We start from the raw sequence: 20,218 nt of genomic DNA, 5'->3' as shown, positions 1-20,218 counted from the left end.
ACGCCTTGCCATCCGGTGGTTCTGAGATGTTCGACAACCTTGGGCTCGGGCCCAACCACTTGCTCAATGCACTGCCGGCCGTGGTGCAGGAGCGCCTGCTGCCCCATCTCAAGCCGGTGGCCCTGAGCCTGGGCCAGGTGCTCTACGAATCCGGGGATATCCCGCGTCATGTGTACTTCCCCACCGACGCGGTGGTGTCGCTGCTGTACCTGATGGAAAACGGCGCCTCGGCGGAAATCGCCGTGGTGGGCAACGAAGGGCTGGTGGGGGTGTCCCTGGTCATGGGCGGCGAGAGCACCACCAGCCGGGCCATCGTGCAAAGTGCCGGGCACGCCTTGCGCCTGCCCGGGCAGCGCCTCAAGGACGAGTTCAACCGCCACGGCGAGATGCTCCTGCTGATGCTGCGCTACACCCAGTCGCTGATCACCCAGATGGCCCAGACAGCAGTGTGCAACCGCCACCACTCCATCGATCAGCAACTGTGCCGCTGGCTGCTGCTGTCCCTGGACCGCCTGCCGGGCAACCAGTTGGTGATGACCCAGGAGCTGATCGCCAACATGCTCGGGGTGCGCCGCGAAGGGGTCACCGAGGCCGCCGGCAAACTGCAGCGCCAGGGCATCATCGAGTACAGCCGCGGACGCATCAATGTCCTCGACCGGCCACGCCTGGAACAGCACAGCTGCGAGTGCTACGCGGTGGTGCGCAAGGAAACCGCGCGCCTGCTGCCGTACCTGCCGGGCAGCCAGGGCGACGAGCCGGGCTGAGGCTCGCCGCAGGCGGGGTCAAGGCGGGGATTTCAGCTCGGGCTCAGCGCCTTCACCGCCAGGATGCTGCCCGGCATCGAGTACAGGGCGCGCTCGGTGGTGCTGCCGATCAAGCGGCCAAAGCCGGTGCGGTGCACGGTGCCCATGACCACCACGTCCACCAGGTACTCGTCGACGAACTGGGCGATGCCCGGCACCGGCGGGCCCATGATGAAGTGGCGAAATTCCTGGGGCACGTTGTACTGATCGCCCAGTCGTTCGAACTCCTTGTGCAGGGAGTCGCGCAGCTCGTCCAGGCAGTTGACGCTCCAGGCGGTGGACGCCACCGGCGCCACGCCGTCAAGCATCGGCATCAGGTCGTAGGCATACAGCAGGTGCAGCTGGGCATCGCATTGCAGGGCCAGGGCGTTGGCGGTCTGGATGATCAGAGCGTTGAGGCCGCTGATCTGGGTGTCGGACTGGGCCGGGTCGACGGCGGCGACGATGCGCCGGGGCAGTTTGTGCGGCGCCTCGTTGACCAGGTGCACCGGCACCGGCGCCTCGCGCAGCAGGTGGCAGTCCAGCGGGGTGACGAAGACTCGCTTGAGGGCCGATTCCAGGGTCACGTCCTTGATCAACAGGTCGGGCCGGAACTCGTCGATGTAGACCAGCATGTCCTTGAGCACCTGGGTGCTCCAGATCACCTGGGTGGTGACCTCGACGCCCTGCTCGCGCATCCATTCGGCCTCCACTTGCAACCAGCGCTCATGGCGTTGCAGGTAGGCCTGGCGTTCGCTGTCTTCCAGGTGTTCTTCCCACAGGTAGGTGCGCGCCGGCGGTTCGACGAACACCAGGGCATGCAGCGCTGCGCCACTGGCCTGGGCCAGGGCGGCGGCGCGACGAGCCGCGGGGGATTGGTGCTGCTGGGGGTCGGCAATCAGCAACAGGCGCTGGTACTGGCTCATGGTGAACCTCCTTGGACGGTGATGGCCGAAGTGTCGAGGCAGACGGGCCCGGGCGCCTTGATATGCATCAAGGCCACCCGGTGCGCGGGTCATGGCGTGATGGCGATCTTCATCACACCGTCGCGCTGGCTGGCGAACAGCTCGTAGGCGGCTTCGATGTCATCGAGCTTGAAGCGGTGGGTGACCAGCGGCTTGAGGTCCACCTGGCCACTGGCAACCACCTCCATCAGCCGGCGCATGCGCTCCTTGCCGCCGGGGCACAGGGTGCTGAGGATGCTCAGGTCGCCGAGGCCGGCGGCGTAGGCATCCAGGGGGATGCGCAGGTCGCTGGAGTAGACCCCCAGGCTCGACAGCTTGCCCCCCGGACGCAGCACCCGCAGCGCCGATTCGAAGGTGCCCTGGGTGCCCAGGGCCTCGATCGACACATCGACCCCGCGGCCGTCGGTCAGCTCCATGATCTGCTTGACCACGTCGCCCTGCTTGAAGTCCACCACGTGGGTGGCGCCCAGCCCGCGCGCCACGCTCATGCGCGCGGCCACGGTGTCGACGCCGATGATGGTGGTGGCGCCCTTGAGCCGGGCCCCGGCCACCGCGCACAGGCCGATGGGCCCCAGGGCGAACACCGCCACGCTGTCGCCGATATTGACCTCGGCACGCTCGGCGCCGGAGAAACCGGTGGACATGATGTCCGGGCACATCAGCACTTCTTCGTCGCTCAGGCCGTCGGGGATCGGGCACAGGTTGGCCAGGGCGTCCGGCACCCGCACGTATTCGGCCTGGCAGCCGTCGATGGTGTTGCCGAACTTCCAGCCGCCGGTGGCACGAAAGCCATGGCGGGTGTCCGGGCCGTCCTGGGAGCCGCAGCCACACAGGCAGGCATAGCTCTGGCCACTGGGGGTGATGGCCCCGGCGATCACCCGCTGGCCCTCATGGAAACCGCGGACCTGGGAACCCAGGCGCTCGATCACGCCCACCGGTTCGTGACCGATGGTCAGGCCCTTGGCCACCGGGTATTCGCCGCGCAGGATGTGCACGTCGGTGCCGCAGATCGTGGTGGTGGTGATGCGCACCAGGGCGTCCAGCGGACCGATTTCGGGGATGTCCTTGTCGTCCAGCACGATGCGGTTCTTTTCGACGAAAATCGCTGCTTTCATCTTGGCCATGTTCAAGTCCTCCAGTACCGGGAAAGGTTCTGCGTGGCTGCGCAAATCTGCTGACAGGCTGCGCGGATCATGCCGACGAGGGCTTGATCATGATCAAGCAATCGGCCATTGGCCCGCTCGCGGCCGGCCGTGTCAGCCACGCCCGGCGGCGCGCCACCAGGCCAGCATCAAGGCCGCGGCGGCACACAGGGCCAGGCTCGCAGCCAGGGCCTGGGCCCAGGCCACCAGCAGCAGGCCGGCCCCAATCAGCAGGTAGTAAAGTAGTCCGAACCAGGCCCCGGCGCTGCCCAGCCGGTCGCTGTAGGCGGCCAGCGCCGAGCCGAGGATGTTCGGTATCGCCAGGCCGAAGCCGAGCACCACGCCGAACATCGGCAGCACCAGCCACAGGCTGTGCTGCAAGGCCTGGACCCCGCCCGCGCCCAGCAAAACACCGAGCGCCGCCGCCACCAGCAAGCGCCGCGCGGACCAGCCCCGGGCCAGCAAGCGCCGATTGAGCCAGGCCCCCAGGCCCGACCCCAGGGCCAGCAGCGCGCCGCTGTAGCCGAACCACTGCTCGCCCTGCCCCAGCTCGCGGAACAGGAACGGCCCGAGGCTGTAGTAGCTGAGCAAGGCAATGTTGAACACCGCCACCAGCAGCGCCGAACGCCAGATGCCCGGATCGCCGAGCATCTGCCACAGGGTCGCGACCAGGGGCGCCAGGGGCTGGGCCGGCGGGCGGGTTTCCGGCAAGGCCCGGGCGCACCAGCCAAGCAGGGCCAGGGCCAGCAGCAGCAAGCCGACCAGGGCGCCCCGGTAACCCCAGGCCTGCACCAGGGCGGAACCGCTGAACAGGCCAATCGCCGGGCTCGCCGCCAGCAGCATGCCCACCAGGGAAAACACCCGCACCAGCTCGCTGCCGCGATACCGGTCGCGCAGCAGGGTCTGGGTCACCACCGAGCCCGCCGCCGCGCCCAGGGCCGCCAGGGCCTGGCACAGCAACAGCGCGCTGAAGCTCTGCACCTGCAGCTCCATGACCAGGGCCAGGACATACAGCCCCAGCCCCCCCAGCAAGGCCGGGCGCCGGCCCCAGCGATCGCTCAGGCGCCCCCACAGCAGCACCCCCGGGGCAAAGCCCAGGACAAACAGTGAAAGGCTCTGGGCCGCTTGCCCGGGGGCCACGCCAAAGGCCTGGCCGATATCGCCCAGGGCCGGGCTGTAGAGGGTCTGGGCGATCTGCGGGAACATCAGCAGGGCCAGGGCCAGGGGCAACAGGCAACGGTTATTCATCAGGCAGGCTCGGCAAAAAAACTGCCGACGATTCTAGGCAGCGGCGCCTGGCGTATTATCGCAACCCTGCCAATAACTATCGGAAATACGTCAACCATGGCTTGGCTCGAACCACAGGCACAGTTCGACCCGGATCGCTTCAGCGCGCCGCTGATCGGCATCGCCGCGACCCTCGGCGATCACGACTCCGGCCTGCACCGGCACCGCCGCGGGCAACTGCTGTACACCCGCCAGGGCTGCACCCGGATCACCCTGGCCGACCGCGTGTGCCTGCTGCCGCCATCGAGGGCGGCGTGGATTCCCGCCGGGGTGACGCACCGTGCGCAAATGCAGCAGAGCGTGGACTACCGCTCGCTGTACTTCTGCCCGGAGCTGAGCCCGCAACTGCCCGGGGAGGTGGCGGTGATCGAGGTCAGCCCGCTGCTTCGGGCGGTGCTGGAACCCATGGCCCAGGCCGCCTTCGACTGCGACTGGAGCCAGGGCCGCTACCCGCACCTGCTGGGCCTGTGCATCGAGGAAATCCGCCTGGCCCTGCGCCAGCCGCTGTCCTTGCCCCTGCCCCGGGACAAGCGCCTGCAACCGCTGCTGGCGGACCTGCAGTCACTGCCGCCGCCCTTGCAGGTGCTGGCCACCCGAGTCGGCGCCAGCAGCCGCACCATCGGCCGGATCTTCCAGCGCGAAACCGGCCTGAGCTATCAGCAATGGCGCCAGCAGTGGCGCCTGATGCGCGCCATCGAGCTGCTGGCCACCGGCCGCAGCATCGGCTACACCGCGTTCGAGCTGGGCTTTGCCAGCGACAGCATCTTCATCGCCTTCTTCAAGGCCATGACCGGCACCACGCCGCGGGCGTATTTCCGCTAAGGGGGTAAGGCTGTTCACTTAAGCGGCAGCACGAAGCATTTCGCAGGCAAGGGGCTTGTTGTGGTGACAAGGCCTGTTGCGGCAATGCTTTGCCAAGGGGGCTTTGCCCGGCCTCGCTGGCCGGGCCGAGGTTTGCTATCGCCGGTGCCTCAGGTGCGGCTGCGCAGCCATTGCAGAAAGCCTTTCTTGGCCACCGGCTTGGGGGTCGCCTGGGCCAGGGTCTGCGCCATGTGCCGGCGAAAATCCAGAAGGTTCTTCATCGCCTCGTTGATGTCATGGCGCGCGTCCAGGCACGGCTTGAGGAACTCATTGTCGATGCGGTACAGGCTGCAGAAGGTCTTGGCCGAGAACTCGGCGATCGTGGCCTGCTCGGCCACCACCCCGGCTTCGCCAATCACTTCCCCCGGCCCCATGCGCCCGGCCTCGAAGGGCTTGCCGTCACGCTGCATGGTCACCGTCACCACGCCGGACTCGATGATGAACAGGTGGTCGCTGACGTCCCCGGCGGCCAGGATGGTTTCGCCCGCGCGGAAGGTCTGCAGGTGCATGTTCTGGCTGAAGGTGTCCTTTTCCTCCTGGCGCAGCGTGGAAAAGATGCTCGACGCGTCCAGCAGTGCCCGGGGCCGCGACAAGGTCAGCGGCTGGCTGCTCTCGCCACTGGACAGCAGGCTGATGCCGCTGGCCTGCAGATGGCGGAAAGCCAGGTCAAACAGTTGGTTCCGCACCTCGCGCTTGTGCCCCATGCTAGCGACAAAAGCACTGATCTCGTATTCCGCGCCCGTGCTGCTGGTGCTTTTCATCGCCACGCTGGCAGCCGGCGTGTTCAACAGCAGGCGACAGCCGAGGGTGGCCCGCTCCAGGGCCTCGATGACCTTCTGCGGCCGCGCGTGGGGGCTGACCTGCACGCTCACCGACAGACCGTGGACGTCCACCGGCCGGCTGAAGTTGGTGATCTTGGCCTTGGACGCCAGGGAGTTGGGAATCACCACCATGCTGCCCTGGGAGGTCTGCAACCGGGTGGCGCGCCAATCGATATCCAGCACCCGCCCTTCGGTGCCGTCGATGGCGATCCAGTCATCGATCTGATAGGGCTTGGTGGTGTTGAGAACGATCCCGGAAAACAGATCGCTGAGGGTGCTCTGCAGCGCCAGGCCGACGATGATCGCCAAGGCGCCGGAGGTGGCCAGCACCCCCTTGACCGGCAGCTCAAGCACATAGGCCAGGGCGGCGATGATGGCGATCAGGAAGATCACCGCGCCCATCAGGTCCTGCAACAGGCGCCCGGTATGCCCGACCCGCTGCATCATCAGGGTGCCCAGCAGCACCGTCAGGGTCCGTGCGCCGAACAGCCACCAGCCGATTTCCAGGCCGGTGGCGGCCAGGTGCAGGGGCACGTCGTCGGGCCAGGGCGCGGCCTGCATCGGGTTCATGCCCTGGTTGAACAGCATCAGGCTGTAGAGGGAGAAGATCAGCACCCGCACCGCCAGCTTCCAGTAGTCGCCGCGGCTGCCGATCAGGCGCCAGAGCAGCACATCCAGGAACAACAGGAACAGCGCGGCCAACAACGGATGATCGCTGAACAGGGAAGACATCGAAGCACTCCGGCAAGACGGGGACGGCAAGATCGCACGAAAGCAGCAGGAGCAGGTATAGCTGGAAAAGTCGCCGATCGAAGAGGGCCAGGGCGCTGCGGAGCACGCACAGGGCCCTGGGGCCCCGGGCGCGGCCGGTGGCAGCGGCCGTTGCCATGAATCGGTGCAGCCACTGCCGGGGCGCCGAGCGAGCGCTGCACGCTCTTCAAGCGCGTGTCGCAGCCTGCGGCAGTGGCTACAGGGGGCGCTTACTTGCCCTGGGTCAGGGTGTTGTAGCTGGTCATCAGGTTGCGGTAGTCGGGGATGTGGTTGGAGAACAGGGTCGCCAGGCCCTCGACATCATTGCGCCAGTCACGGTGCAGTTCGCAGGCCAGGCCGAACCAGGTCATCAGTTGCGCGCCGGCGTTGGACATGCGGTTCCAGGCCGAGTCGCGGGTCAGGGCGTTGAAGGTGCCGGAAGCGTCGGTGACCACGAACACTTCAAAGCCTTCCTCCAGGGCCGAGAGCGCCGGGAACGCCACGCAGACCTCGGTGACCACCCCGGCGATGATCAGTTGCTTCTTGCCGGTGGCCTTGATTGCCTTGACGAAGTCCTCGTTGTCCCAGGCATTGATCTGGCCGGGCCGGGCGATGTAGGGCGCATCGGGAAACAGCGCCTTGAGCTCCGGCACCAGCGGGCCGTTGGGGCCGGTTTCGAAACTGGTGGTGAGGATGGTCGGCAGCTTGAAGTACTTGGCCAGGTCGGCCAGGGCCAGCACGTTGTTCTTGAAACGATCGGGCTCGATATCGCGGACCAGCGACAGCAGGCCGGCCTGGTGATCCACCAGCAGCACGGCGGCGTTTTCCTTGTCGAGACGTTTGTAGGCGTTAGTCATGGTGAGTCCTCGCTAATGATCGATGCCGGATCAACCGGCTGGAATGAAACCCGTGCTGCGCGCCCTCCGGGTCATGGCGGGCATCGGGGTGTAGCGCGCGACTGGCAAAGCCTAGTTGCCGATGCAAGCCGCGCCAGTGCAGCCGGTCAGTGACCGCCTGCGTCCATCCGGCCGAAGCGTCCCGACTGATAGTCGATGAAGGCCTGATGAATTTGCGCTTCGCTGTTCATCACGAACGGACCGTGGCCGACGATGGGTTCGTCGATGGGCTCGCCGCTGAGCAGCAGCACAATGGCGTCGCTGCCGGCTTGCAGGCTGATCAGCTCGCCGTCGCGTTCCAACAGCGCCAGTTGTCCTTGCTCCACCCGCTCCCGGCCATTGACCTGCACGGTGCCGCGCAGCACCACCAGGGCGGTATTGCGCCCTGCCTGCAGGGGCAGCTCCAGGTACTTGCCGGACTGCAGGCGCAGGTCCCAGACGTCGATCGGGGTGAACGTGCGGGCCGGCCCTCGCTGACCGTCATACTCACCGGCGATCAGGCGCAGGCTGCCGGCGTTGCCCGGCAGCGGGATCTGCGCAATGTCCGCCGCGAGGATGCTCTGGTAACCGGGGGCCGCGAGCTTGTCCTTCGCCGGCAGGTTGACCCACAGCTGGACCATTTCCAGGTTGCCGCCACGCCGGGCGAACTCGCTGGAGTGGAATTCCTCATGGATGATCCCCGAGGCCGCGGTCATCCACTGCACGTCGCCCGGGCCGATCTTGCCGCCGCTGCCGGTGGAGTCGCGATGCTCCACTTCACCGTCGTAGACGATGGTCACCGTCTCGAAACCGCGATGAGGGTGCTCGCCGACGCCACGGCGGGCGGTGGTGGGGCTGAATTGTGCGGGTCCGGCATGATCCAGCAGCAGGAACGGGCTGATGTGCTGGCCCAGGTTGTCGTAGGAAAACAGGGTGCGTACCGGGAAGCCGTCGCCGACCCAATGGGGCCGGGGAGCGGTGTAGATGCCAATGATGTTTTTCATGTCGCCCTCCAGAACTTTCTGATGGGCACACCTTAAAACTCGCACCTTTGCCGCGCTAGACTGCGAAAATCGCCCTTAGCGTTCTATCTGGAGAACGATCTTGGAAGACCTGAACACCCTCTACTACTTCACCCAGGTGGTGGAGCACCGGGGATTCGCCGCGGCCGGACGGGCCCTGGACATGCCCAAGTCCAAGCTCAGCCGGCGGATCGCCCAGTTGGAGGAGCGCCTCGGCGTGCGCCTGATCCAGCGCACCAGCCGCCATTGCTCCCTGACCGAGATCGGCCAGGAGTATTACCAGCGCTGCCTGGCCATGCGGGTGGAAGCCGAGGGCGCGGCGGAAGTCATCGAACGCAATCGCTCCGAACCCCAGGGGCTGGTGCGGGTGGCCTGTCCCACGGCTTTGCTCAATTCCTGGGTCGGGCCGATGCTCACCCGCTTCATGCTCAAGTACCCCCTGGTGGAGCTGTTCATCGAAAGCACCAACCGCCGGGTCGACCTGATCCACGAAGGTTTCGACATTGCCCTGCGGGTGCGCTTCCCGCCCCTGGAAAACACCGACCTGGTGATGAAGGTCCTGGGCAACAGCACCCAATGCCTGGTGGGGCATCCAGACTTTCTCCAACGCCTGTCGAGCCCGACGACACCGGCCGATCTCAGCGGCCTGCCCAGCCTGCACTGGGGAGCGGCGCAACGGGATTACCAATGGCAGCTGCTGGGGCCCGACGGCGCCGAGGCGCTGATTCGCCACCGGCCGCGGATGGTCACCGACGATCTGCTGGCGTTGCGACATGCGGTGCTGGCGGGCATCGGTATCGTCCACCTGCCCAAGGTGGTGGTCCGCGAAGACCTGGACGCCGGACGCCTGCAGGAACTGGTGCCCGGCTGGGCGCCGCGCTGCGGGATCGTGCACGCGATCTTCCCGTCACGCCGCGGCCTGCTGCCGTCGGTGCGTAGCCTGATCGACTTTCTTGGCGAGGAGTTCAGCCACAGCGACATGGCCTGAACCCGACGCCGCCTGCATCGGCGGCGCCTTGTCCGCAGCGCAACGTAAAACGGCATCCCTGGGGATGCCGTTTTGCATAGAGCGCGATTGAATCAATTGGCACTGGCACGCCAACCGCCGTGCTGCAGTTCCGGCAGCCACTGAATGCCGCCCGACCTGGAGGTCCGGAACACGGGCGGATCGATCTGCTGCATCAGACGCCGGATCGCCTCGCTGTCCGGCAACTCGGCGCGGCTGGCCTGGATCCGGTGCCGCAGGCTGCTGGGGATGGGTGGAAAGCGCTGGCTGTCATAGATCAGGGCGTGGCCGAGCTGGGGGTTGTCCAGGCAGAAGTCCAGCAGATCGAAACCGCTGTGGGTGGCCAGGGTGCCGTTGATGATCAGCAGATCGAACGGATCACAGGCATACTCCACCAGCGAAAGCAGTTCCTCCAATGTGTGCACGGGGGCAATGCGGTAGTAATTGAGTTGATTCAAGGTTCGTTCGATCTGCATCCGATGAAAATGTTGATCATCGGCAATCAGTATGCGCAGCGCTCTATTGGACATTTCTGGATCCTGCTTTTGAGACTACGACCGGCGACTGCCGGCCTTCCTCCTAGATCGGTAGAAGGCTAGGGAAGTGTCGGAGGGTTTTCTCTAGGATTAATCTGAAAACCACGCCCAGAACGGGCTTGCCGACGTTTTTTTCGGACAAGTCAGCTGTCACTCAGTTCCGATCGCCATCTCGGTAAAAGGTTGCCGACTACCTTAAATCGCCACCCGCTTTTTGCAGACGGGCAGGGTCTTGTTTTGATGTAAGGCTTTTCCTGTAAACCGGCACACGCCTCTGAAAACCGAGAAAGACCGCGTAAGGCCGTCAGCGGGCAACGCTCACTCGGTGGTGCTCGGGCTCCAGAACGCCTGCTGCACCAGGGCCGAGGTGGACAGCCGCGCCACCAGCGCATCCAGTTCTTCACCGTCCACCGAGGTGGTGGCCAGGGTCGCCTCGATCTCCACTTCATCGCTGCCAAAGGCATGCACGTCGACATCGCTGGCCGGGTAGTTGCTGCGTTCCAGCTCGGCTTCCAGCAAGGCGAACACGGCCTTCTGTTTCGAACGGTGGGCAATCACATAGACGATGTTGGTGACCTCGGCGGAGATCACGTCCAGCGGCTGGCGGTTGATGTTGTTGACGATGGGCCGCAACAGGGTATTGGCGGCCAGCACGAACAGGGTGCCCAGCAACGCCTCGAGGATCAGGTCGGCACCGGCGCAGGCCCCCACCGCCGCCGAAGCCCAGAGGGTAGCGGCGGTGTTCAGGCCGCGGACGTTGCCCTCCTCGCGCATGATCACCCCGGCCCCGAGAAAGCCGATGCCCGACACCACGTAGGCCACCACCCGCACCGCGCCGTCGGCACCGCCCAGACGGTTGGCCATGTCGACGAAGATCGCCGCGCCCACCGCCACCAGCACGTTGGTGCGCAAGCCCGCGGTGCGCTGCCGGTACTGGCGTTCGAAACCGATCAGGCCACCCAGGATGAAGGCCGCGCTGAGGCTGACCAGGGTATCGATCAGCGAGTCCAGGTTGATGTTGTTCAGGGCTTGCATGGCGACTGTCCTTGAGCGAAGGGCATGAATGGCACCAGAGGACTCTAGCAGCGGTCCATGAACGTCTCATGGCCTGCCGCGGACGCACGGGCGACCGTAGGAGCTGGCTTGCCAGCGAAGCGGCCCGTGAGGGCGCCTTCGCCAGCAGGGTAACTTTCGCGGGCAGAGACGCGTTCGCCTGCGGGGTAACTCTCGCTGGCAAGAAAGCCTTCGCCAGCAAGCTGGCTCCTACAGGGCAGCATTACTGCCAGCCGAAGCGGCGCACATAGAAGCCCTTCACCGCCTGGGTCAGGGTCATGTAGGCCAGCAGGATCAGTGGCAGGAACACGAAGTACAGCGACGGCAGCGCCTGCAGCTTGAAGTAGTGCGCCAAAGGCCCCATCGGCAGGAAGATCCCCACCGCCATGATGATCCCGGTCATCACCAGCAACGGCGTGGCCGCCCGGCTCTGCAGGAACGGAATCTTCGGTGTGCGGATCATGTGCACGATCAGGGTCTGGGTCAGCAGCCCCACCACGAACCAGCCGGACTGGAACAGGGTCTGGTGATCCGGGGTGTTGGCGTCGAACACGTACCACATCAAGGCAAAGGTGGTGATGTCGAAGATCGAGCTGATCGGCCCGAAGAACACCATGAAGCGCCCGACATCCGCCGGCTGCCAGCGCTGGGGTTGCTTGAGCATGTCCTCGTCGACGTTGTCGAAGGGAATGGCGATCTGGGAAATGTCATAGAGCAGGTTCTGCACCAGCAGGTGCATGGGCAGCATCGGCAGGAACGGGATGAAGGCGCTGGCCACCAGTACCGAGAACACGTTGCCGAAGTTCGAGCTGGCGGTCATCTTGATGTACTTGAGCATGTTGGCGAAGGTCCGGCGCCCTTCCAGCACGCCCTCCTCCAGCACCATCAGGCTCTTTTCCAGCAGGATGATGTCCGCCGCTTCCTTGGCGATGTCCACCGCGCTGTCCACCGAAATACCGATGTCGGCGGTGCGCAGCGCCGGCGCATCGTTGATCCCGTCGCCCATGAAGCCCACCACATGGCCGTTGGCCTTGAGCAGGCGGACGATCCGCTCCTTGTGGGTCGGGGTCAGCTTGGCGAAGACGTTGGTGGTTTCCACTGCCTTGGCCAGCTGCTCGTCGCTCATGCGTTCGATGTCGTTGCCCATCAACAGGCCCTGCTGCTCCAGGCCGACTTCACGGCAGATCTTCGCCGTCACCAGTTCGTTGTCGCCGGTCAGCACCTTGACCGCCACGCCATGCTCGGCCAGGGCCTTGAGGGCCGGGGCGGTGCTTTCCTTGGGCGGATCGAGGAACGCCACGTAACCGATCAGGGTCAGCTCGCGCTCGTCCGCCAGGCTGTAGGTGTCGCGCCCTTCGAGCATCGGCCGGGCCGCCACCGCCACCACCCGCAGGCCCTCTTCGTTGAGGTCGGCAGTGACCTGGCGAATCCGCGCCAGCAGGCTCTCGGTCAAGGCTTCCTCGGCCTCGCCATGGCGCACGTTGCGGCATACCGCCAGCACTTCTTCCACCGCGCCCTTGCAGATCAGCAGGTGCGGCCGATCCTTTTCCGCCACCACCACCGACATGCGCCGCCGGGTGAAGTCGAAGGGAATTTCATCGACCTTCTGGAACGCCGTCGCGACCTTGAGCTCGCGGTGCACCTCGACGTGCTCCAGCACCGCCACGTCCAGCAGGTTCTTCAGCCCGGTCTGGTAGTAGCTGTTGAGGTAGGCCATTTCCAGCACGTCGTCGGAGTCCTCGCCCCAGACGTCCACGTGCCGCGACAGGAAGATCTTGTCCTGGGTCAGGGTGCCGGTCTTGTCGGTACACAGCACGTCCATGGCGCCGAAGTTCTGGATCGCGTCCAGGCGCTTGACGATGACCTTCTTGCGCGAGAGGAACACCGCGCCCTTGGCCAGGGTCGAGGTGACGATCATCGGCAGCATTTCCGGGGTCAGGCCGACGGCGATCGACAGCGCGAACAGCAGCGCCTCCATCCAGTCGCCCTTGGTGAAGCCGTTGATGAACAGCACCAGCGGCGCCATGACGAACATGAAGCGGATCAGCAGCCAGCTGACCTTGTTGACCCCGCTCTGGAACGAAGTCGGGGCGCGGTCGGTGGCGCTCACCCGCTGGGCCAGGGCACCGAAATAGGTGCTGTTGCCGGTGGTCAGGATCACCGCCGTGGCCGAGCCCGAGACCACGTTGGTGCCCATGAACAGGATGTTGTCCAGGTCCAGGGGATTGCTGGTATCGGCGTCCTGCTGGCGCGGGAACTTCTCCACCGGCATGGATTCACCGGTCATCGCCGCCTGGCTGACAAACAGGTCCTTGGCGCTGAGCACCCGGCAGTCGGCGGGAATCATGTCGCCGGCCGAGAGCACGATCAGGTCGCCGGGCACCAGTTGCTTGATCGGCAGTTCGATCCGCTGTGCGCCCGTGGCCTCGGCAGCGGCTCCCAGCAGACGCCCGAGCATGGGCGCCGCCTGGGGCGCCGAACCGGGGCGCATCACCGTGGCGGTGTTGCTGACCATGGCCTTGAGGGCATCGGCGGCCTTGTTCGACTTGGCCTCCTGCCAGAACCGCAGCAGGGTCGAGAGCACCACCATGGAGAAAATCACCGTGGCCGCCTTCATGTCCTCGGTCAGCCAGGAGATCACCGCCAGCAGGGTCAGCAGCAGGTTGAAGGGGTTCTTGTAGCAGTGCCACAGGTGGGTCCACCAGGGCAGCGCCTGCTCGTGCTCCACCTCGTTGAGGCCATAGCGCTCACGCAGGGCTTCGGCCTCCTCGGTGCTCAGGCCATCGGTGTGGCTGCCGAGCTGGTCCAGCAGTTGCGCGGCGTCGCTGTTGGCCGCGGCCACCAGGGTCTGCCCCAGGGTCGGCGGCACATCGCGGCTGACGCTGGCGTCGCGAATACTGTCCAGCAGCGCCAGGCGGCGGAAATGCCGGGAAAAGTGCCGGGTACGGAGAAATCCGGCGAAAAATTCTTTCAACAGGCTGAGCTTCATGGTGATGACTCCTGCACAGACGTCCGGCCAGCGGCACGGGGACGTCAGTGATGCAACTAAACAGTCAGGGTAGTGGGCAAAGGCACGGGACAGGGCTCACGCCCGGGGCCATCGCACCGACAGGGACGGACGATGTTGCTGGCGATGATGACGCTGACTGATGTAACCCATGACGGCTCCCCCGCAAGGACGACACAGGACAACCACAGGCAGGTACTGCCGGGCCTGACGCAACGCTTCAAGCGTCCGCGCACGGCCAGCCCGCAGGTCGCAGGACCCACGCGTCGATGCCACCACGAGCGGCGCGAGGCCGAACCGGGGGCGAAACAGAGTCGTCAAGAAGGGACGTCGGGAAGCGGGCCACAAAGGGGCCGCGATCGGGATGCCGCCTCTCGCTGTACGGCGAGACAGCGGCAGGAAAAAGGCTGCGCGCTATCTTGCCGGGACTGCGCCGGTGGTCAAGACCGGCCGACTCCTGTCACTCGAACAAGTACCCACACTGGGCCTCCAATGGTTGAAAACGCGCGCAGCTTACGCCGCGCCCTATGCAGAGTAAACCGGGGAAAAACCCTGGCTCGGGGAAATGAAAAGTTCTTCAGCCAAGGTTCAGGAACAGGCAGAAAATGACGTTTTTGTGGCAGCGGCCGCCGCTGCCGACAGCAGCGGCAGCGGCGCGCCATCAGCTGGCGGTAGCCAGCAGCAGGTCCCGTACCGAACGGCTGTGGCCGCGGGTCTTGCCGTGTTCGTACAGCGAATCGGCGATCTCCTGGGCGCGGATCGGCAACACCGACAGCAGGGTATCGCTCAGGCCGTGGCTGGCCTGGCTGAAGCCCTGCATGTAGATGCCGGCTTTGCAGCGTTCGTCGCTGATCACCCGATAGTTGCGGTCCACTTCGAAATCGCCCAGGTACTCCTGCAGCGGTGCCAGCAGTTGGCGATGCATCTGCCGCTCGTAGCCGGTGGCCAGGACCACGGCATCGTAATGCCGCACTTCGCGCTCGCCCGTGGCGTTGTTGCGCAGGATCAGCTCGATGCCCAGGTCAGTGGCCGTGGCCTTCTCCACCGTGGTCATGGTGCGCAAGCTGTGGCGCGCCACACCGGAGACTTTCTGCCGGTAGAAGATGCCGTAGATGCGCTCGATCAGGTCGACATCCACCACCGAGTAATTGGTGTTGTGGTACTCGTTGACCAGACGCTCACGCTCGTTGCGGGTCTGCTGGAATACCAGGTCGGTGAAGGCCGGGGCGAACACTTCGTTGACGAACGGGCTGTCATCCGCCGGCTTGAGGGCCGAGCCACGCATGATGATGTCGGCCTGCGCCGAAGGAAAACTGTCGTTGAGGTCGATGAAGGCTTCCGCCGCGCTCTGCCCGCCGCCGATGATCGCGATGCGCATCGGCTGGCCATTGACACAGGGCTGGCTGGCCATGCGCTCCAGATACTGGGAATGGTGGAACACCCGCGCATCGTCCTTGAGCCCCTTGAAGGTCTCCGGAACCCGCGCCGTGCCGCCGGCGCTGACCACCACCGCACGACTGGTGCGCACCAACTCGGCGCCCTGGGCATCCCGGGAAATCACCCGCAATGCCTCGACTTGCTGGTTGTGCAGCAGCGGTTCGATGGCCAGCACCTCTTCACCGTAGCGGCTGTGCTCCTGGAAGTGGCCGGCCACCCAGCGCAGGTAGTCGTTGAACTCCATGCGGCACGGATAGAAGGTGCCCAGGTTGATGAAGTCCACCAGGCGCCCGTGATGCTTGAGGTAGTTGACGAAGGAATAGGGGCTGGTGGGATTGCGCAGGGTCACCAGGTCCTTGAGGAAGGAAATCTGCAGTTCGCTCTGGGTCACCAGGGTATTGCCATGCCAGCGATAGTCCGCCTGCTTGTCGAGAAACAGCGCATCCAGCGGACCGTGCTCCTGCCCGCGCTCTTCCAGCGCAATGGCCAGCGCCAGGTTCGAGGGGCCGAAACCGATACCGATCAAATCGTGAACGTGGGCCGATGCAATTGCCTGTGTCATTTCCAGTGTCCTCTGGATAAACCGCCTCAACGCGGGAGATAAAGTGTCACGGTGACCCGACTGGCCCATGCAGGACAGCGGATCGTCTGTTGAGTAGGGACGAGGACAATGAAAAAAAATTTAACTAAATGCGTCGCAATGGCAACGCCTATTGAGCGTCCCACTGCCGCAACCGCACCCGGCAATGCTTCATGGCATTGACGATGTGCTTCTCCACCAGACTGCGGGAAATGCCCAACTGCTCGGAGATCTGCGGATGGGACAGGCCTTCGAGCTTGCGCAGGAGAAAACTCTCGCGACACAGCCGCGGCAGTTCCGCCAGGGCCCGTTGCAGCATCTCCAGGCGCTGGCCGTGGTCGAGGCTGGTCTGCGGTGAAGGGTTGAAGTAGCGCTCCTCGTTGTCCAGCACCTCCAGGGGCTCGGACTGGCGCAGGGCATTGCGCCGATGGCCGTCGATCACCAGGTTCAGCGCCGTGCGATAGAGAAACGCCCGCGGCTGCTCGATGGGCGTATCGCTGGAGCGCTCCAGGACCCGCACATAAGCGTCGTGCACCACATCCTCGGCCACCTGGCGATTGCCCAGCTTGGCGTTGAGGAAGCACATCAGCTCGCGATAGTAGTTTTCCAACTGGGCTCCCGACCGCCCGGGGGGGCGATTCTGTCCTTGAACAAGGCCGTCAATGGCCACTTGCACCCGGTAATTCGTGATGGCTGTTTAGCAGCAGCGTAATTTATAGTAATTCTCATATAGATTTAAAGTGGCGCCGCGCCACAGCGGTTGATTTATCAGCCTGGCGACAGCTGTAACTCCATGTGTCGGCAGTTAAATTCCCCCTGTGGCAGCTCGTTTACCTGACAGCTCCCCGTCTTCGCCGTTCCCGCGGTGGCCGCAAGCCTTGCCGCCCGCCCCGCGGCCGGCTGCTGTGACGGGCCGATTTCCCCCTGGCCGGAACCCTGCATGAAACGTCCCCGACATACCCGGCGCGCCCTGCTGGCAGCGCTGTGCCTGATTCCCGTTGTCGCCATCAGCGCCTGGACCTTCATTCCCCCCGGACGCGACCAGCTCGCCACGGTACAAGTCAGCCGGGGCGATATCGAAAGCAGCGTCACCGCCCTGGGCACCCTGCAACCCAGACGCTATGTGGATGTCGGCGCCCAGGCTTCCGGGCAGATCCGCAAGATCCACGTCGAGGCCGGCGACACGGTCAAGGAAGGCCAACTGCTGGTGGAGATCGACCCCGCCACCCAGCAGGCCAAGCTCGACGCCAGCCGCTTCTCCATCGAAAACCTCCAGGCCCAGCTGCAAGAGCAATACGCCCAGAACCAGCTGGCCCGGCAGAAATACCAACGCCAGCAGCATCTCAACGCCGGCGGCGCCACCCGCGAAGAAGACGTGCAGACCGCCCTGGCCGAACTCAAGGCCACCCAGGCGCGCATCGACATGTACAAGGCGCAGATCCGCCAGGCCCAGGCCAGCCTGCGCAGCGACCAGGCCGAGCTGGGCTACACCCGCATCTATGCGCCGATGTCCGGCACCGTGGTGGCGGTAGACGCCCGCGAAGGCCAGACCCTCAACGCCCAGCAGCAGACCCCGCTGATCCTGCGCATCGCCAGACTTTCGCCGATGACCGTCTGGGCCGAAGTCTCGGAAGCCGACATCGGCCACGTCAAACCCGGCATGCAGGCCTACTTCACCACCTTGAGCGGCGGCAACCGGCGCTGGACCAGCACCGTGCGCCAGATCCTGCCGATCCCGCCCAAGCCGTTGAACGAAACCAGCCAGGGCGGAGGCAGCCCCACCAGCACCAGCAAGAGCGGCAGCGGCCGGGTGGTGCTGTACACCGTGCTGCTGGACGTGGACAACGCCGACAACGCGTTGATGGCGGAAATGACCACCCAGGTGTTCTTTGTCGCCAGCCAGGCGAAAAATGTCCTCACCGCGCCCATCGCCGCCCTGCAGGGCAGCAGCGAGCCGGACCGGCAGATTGCCCGGGTGGTGGCCAAGAACGGCTCGATCGACGAGCGCAAGGTCCGGGTCGGCATCAGCGACCGCCTGCGCATCCAGGTCCTGGACGGCCTGGACGAGGGCGAGCACCTGCTGATCGGCCCGGCCAACAGCAGCGGGGGTTGAATGCAGACCCCGCTGATCGACCTCAGAGACATCCGCAAATCCTACGGTGGCGGCGACAGCCCGCAAGTCGACGTCCTGCGCGGCATCGACCTGTCGATCCACGCCGGGGAATTCGTCGCCATCGTCGGCGCCTCCGGCTCCGGCAAGTCGACCCTGATGAACATCCTCGGCTGCCTGGACCGCCCGACGTCCGGGGAATACCTGTTCGCCGGGGAGAACGTCGCCCAACTGGACAGCGACGAACTGGCCTGGCTGCGCCGCGAAGCCTTTGGCTTCGTGTTCCAGGGCTACCACCTGATCCCCTCGGCCTCGGCCCAGGAAAACGTCGAGATGCCGGCCATCTACGCCGGCACCCCGACCGCCGAACGCCACGCCCGCGCCGCCGCCCTGCTGGAGCGCCTGGGCCTGGCCAGCCGCAGCGGCAACCGCCCGCATCAACTGTCCGGCGGCCAGCAGCAACGGGTGTCCATCGCCCGCGCGTTGATGAACGGCGGCCACATCATCCTCGCCGACGAACCCACCGGCGCCCTGGACAGCCAGAGCGGCGCCGAAGTCATGGCCCTGCTGGACGAACTGGCCGGCCAGGGCCACGTGGTGATCCTCATCACCCACGACCGCGAAGTGGCGGCCCGGGCCAAGCGCATCATCGAGATCCGCGACGGCGAGATCATCAGCGACACCGCCCAGCGCGACCCGTCGGTACAGACCAGCACCAACCCCGGCGCCCTGCAGGCGGTGGACCTGCGCCAGCGCCTGGCCGACGGCAGCGACGCCAGCGGCGCCTGGAAAGGCGAACTGCTGGATGCGGTGCAGGCCGCCTGGCGAGTGATGTGGATCAACCGCTTCCGCACCGCCCTGACCCTGCTGGGCATCGTCATCGGCGTGGCCTCGGTGGTGGTGATGCTGGCCGTGGGCGAAGGCAGCAAGCGCCAGGTGATGGCGCAGATGGGGGCGTTCGGTTCGAACATTCTTTATCTGAGCGGACACGCACCCAATCCCCGGGCGCCCCTGGGCATCATCACCCTGAGCGACGTCGCCGCCGTGGCCACCCTGCCCCAGGTCAAGCGCATCATGCCGGTCAACGGCGCCGAAGCCGTGGTGCGCTTCGGCAACGCCGATCACATGAGCTACGTGGGCGGCAACGACACCAACTTCCCGCACATCTTCAACTGGCCAGTGGTCGAAGGCAGCTACTTCACCGAGGCCGACGAACAGGCCGGCGCCGCGGTGGCGGTGATCGGCAAGAAGGTCCGGGAAAAACTCCTCAAGGACGTCGCCAACCCCATCGGCCAATACATCCTCATCGAAAACGCGCCGTTCCAGGTGGTCGGCGTGCTGATGGGCAAAGGCGCCAGCTCCGGCGACCAGGACAGCGACAATCGCATCGCCGTGCCCTACTCCGCCGCCAGCACCCGCCTGTTCGGCAGCCGCAATCCGGAGTACGTGGCCATCGCCGCGGCGGACGCGAGCAAGGTCAAGGAAACCGAACAAGCCATCGACCAACTGATGCTGCGCCTGCACAACGGCAAGCGCGACTATGAGCTGACCAACAACGCGGCGATGATCCAGGCCGAGGCCCGCACCCAGAACACCCTGTCCTTGATGCTTGGCGCCATTGCCGCGATCTCGCTGCTGGTGGGCGGTATCGGGGTGATGAACATCATGCTCATGACCGTGCGCGAACGCACCCGGGAGATCGGCATCCGCATGGCCACCGGTGCTCGCCAGCGCGACATCCTGCGCCAGTTCCTCACCGAAGCGGTGATGCTCTCGGTGGTCGGTGGCCTGACCGGCATCGCCCTGGCCCTGCTGATCGGCGGCGTGCTGATCCTCAGTGAAGTAGCGGTCGCCTTCTCCCTGGTCGCCGTCCTCGGCGCCTTCGGCTGCGCCCTGGTCACCGGCGTCATCTTCGGCTTCATGCCGGCCCGCAAAGCTGCCCGGCTCGACCCGGTCACGGCCCTTACCAGTGAATGATCGATCG

16 protein-coding genes are annotated in these 20,218 nt (G+C 65.5%); 5 read left to right on the top strand and 11 right to left on the bottom strand.

Annotated elements, in window-relative coordinates:
• Positions 1-26: 26 nt before the first annotated feature.
• Positions 27-764, top strand: coding sequence for a Crp/Fnr family transcriptional regulator (locus tag ACMGG8_RS14220; protein WP_108546284.1), 738 nt, complete (start codon positions 27-29; stop codon positions 762-764).
• Positions 765-796: 32 nt separating this feature from the next.
• On the opposite strand, the gene ACMGG8_RS14215 is transcribed toward ACMGG8_RS14220, so the two are convergent.
• The 3 genes from ACMGG8_RS14215 to ACMGG8_RS14205 form a co-directional block, all read right to left on the bottom strand.
• A complete protein-coding gene (locus ACMGG8_RS14215; protein WP_060844181.1) occupies positions 797-1,708 on the bottom strand; it encodes a universal stress protein in 912 nt (303 codons plus the stop codon).
• A gap of 89 nt (positions 1,709-1,797) precedes the next feature.
• Positions 1,798-2,871 carry an NAD(P)-dependent alcohol dehydrogenase gene (locus ACMGG8_RS14210; protein WP_060840261.1) on the bottom strand — a complete coding sequence of 358 codons (1,074 nt, stop codon included), beginning with the start codon at positions 2,869-2,871 and terminating at the stop codon, positions 1,798-1,800.
• Between the two features lie 132 nt (positions 2,872-3,003).
• Complete coding sequence (locus ACMGG8_RS14205) at positions 3,004-4,137, bottom strand: MFS transporter (RefSeq protein WP_060840262.1); 1,134 nt, start codon at positions 4,135-4,137, stop codon at positions 3,004-3,006.
• A gap of 96 nt (positions 4,138-4,233) precedes the next feature.
• Here ACMGG8_RS14205 and ACMGG8_RS14200 point away from each other — a divergent pair, with 96 nt between their 5' ends.
• Entirely contained in the window at positions 4,234-4,998 is a 765-nt protein-coding gene (locus ACMGG8_RS14200; RefSeq protein WP_060840263.1) for an AraC family transcriptional regulator, read from the top strand.
• A 149-nt stretch (positions 4,999-5,147) separates the two neighbouring features.
• On the opposite strand, the gene ACMGG8_RS14195 is transcribed toward ACMGG8_RS14200, so the two are convergent.
• The 3 genes from ACMGG8_RS14195 to ACMGG8_RS14185 form a co-directional block, all read right to left on the bottom strand.
• Complete coding sequence (locus ACMGG8_RS14195) at positions 5,148-6,590, bottom strand: mechanosensitive ion channel family protein (RefSeq protein WP_060840264.1); 1,443 nt, start codon at positions 6,588-6,590, stop codon at positions 5,148-5,150.
• Between the two features lie 248 nt (positions 6,591-6,838).
• Positions 6,839-7,465 carry an isochorismate family cysteine hydrolase YcaC gene (gene ycaC, locus ACMGG8_RS14190; protein WP_060840265.1) on the bottom strand — a complete coding sequence of 209 codons (627 nt, stop codon included), beginning with the start codon at positions 7,463-7,465 and terminating at the stop codon, positions 6,839-6,841.
• Positions 7,466-7,611: 146 nt separating this feature from the next.
• Entirely contained in the window at positions 7,612-8,487 is an 876-nt protein-coding gene (locus tag ACMGG8_RS14185) for a pirin family protein (protein ID WP_060840266.1), read from the bottom strand.
• Between the two features lie 97 nt (positions 8,488-8,584).
• Here ACMGG8_RS14185 and ACMGG8_RS14180 point away from each other — a divergent pair, with 97 nt between their 5' ends.
• Entirely contained in the window at positions 8,585-9,493 is a 909-nt protein-coding gene (locus tag ACMGG8_RS14180) for a LysR family transcriptional regulator (protein ID WP_060840267.1), read from the top strand.
• A 92-nt stretch (positions 9,494-9,585) separates the two neighbouring features.
• Here ACMGG8_RS14180 and ACMGG8_RS14175 read toward each other — a convergent pair whose 3' ends face one another.
• The 5 genes from ACMGG8_RS14175 to ACMGG8_RS14155 all read right to left on the bottom strand — a co-directional run bounded on the left by ACMGG8_RS14175 (position 9,586) and on the right by ACMGG8_RS14155 (position 16,734).
• A complete protein-coding gene (locus tag ACMGG8_RS14175) occupies positions 9,586-10,041 on the bottom strand; it encodes a response regulator (protein WP_060840268.1) in 456 nt (151 codons plus the stop codon).
• 324 nt (positions 10,042-10,365) lie between these two features.
• Positions 10,366-11,082 carry an MgtC/SapB family protein gene (locus tag ACMGG8_RS14170; RefSeq protein ID WP_414159768.1) on the bottom strand — a complete coding sequence of 239 codons (717 nt, stop codon included), beginning with the start codon at positions 11,080-11,082 and terminating at the stop codon, positions 10,366-10,368.
• A gap of 241 nt (positions 11,083-11,323) precedes the next feature.
• Complete coding sequence (gene mgtA / locus ACMGG8_RS14165; protein WP_060840271.1) at positions 11,324-14,089, bottom strand: magnesium-translocating P-type ATPase; 2,766 nt, start codon at positions 14,087-14,089, stop codon at positions 11,324-11,326.
• Positions 14,090-14,768: 679 nt separating this feature from the next.
• Positions 14,769-16,106, bottom strand: coding sequence for a lysine N(6)-hydroxylase/L-ornithine N(5)-oxygenase family protein (locus ACMGG8_RS14160; protein WP_108546278.1), 1,338 nt, complete (start codon positions 16,104-16,106; stop codon positions 14,769-14,771).
• A gap of 148 nt (positions 16,107-16,254) precedes the next feature.
• On the bottom strand, positions 16,255-16,734 hold the full coding sequence (locus ACMGG8_RS14155; protein ID WP_414159767.1) for a sigma-70 family RNA polymerase sigma factor: 480 nt from the start codon (positions 16,732-16,734) through the stop codon (positions 16,255-16,257).
• 330 nt (positions 16,735-17,064) lie between these two features.
• On the opposite strand from ACMGG8_RS14155, the gene ACMGG8_RS14150 reads away from it, so the two are divergent.
• Both ACMGG8_RS14150 and ACMGG8_RS14145 read left to right on the top strand, forming a co-directional pair.
• Positions 17,065-18,237, top strand: coding sequence for an efflux RND transporter periplasmic adaptor subunit (locus ACMGG8_RS14150; protein WP_060840274.1), 1,173 nt, complete (start codon positions 17,065-17,067; stop codon positions 18,235-18,237).
• Positions 18,238-20,211 carry a MacB family efflux pump subunit gene (locus tag ACMGG8_RS14145; RefSeq protein ID WP_414159766.1) on the top strand — a complete coding sequence of 658 codons (1,974 nt, stop codon included), beginning with the start codon at positions 18,238-18,240 and terminating at the stop codon, positions 20,209-20,211.
• The last annotated feature ends 7 nt before the right edge of the window (positions 20,212-20,218 follow it).

This window comes from Pseudomonas sp. BNK-45 (genome assembly GCF_047456255.1).
GTDB lineage: Bacteria > Pseudomonadota > Gammaproteobacteria > Pseudomonadales > Pseudomonadaceae > Aquipseudomonas.
The sequence above is the reverse complement of the archived record's forward strand: the minus strand, read 5'-3'. Positions and strand labels throughout refer to the sequence as shown.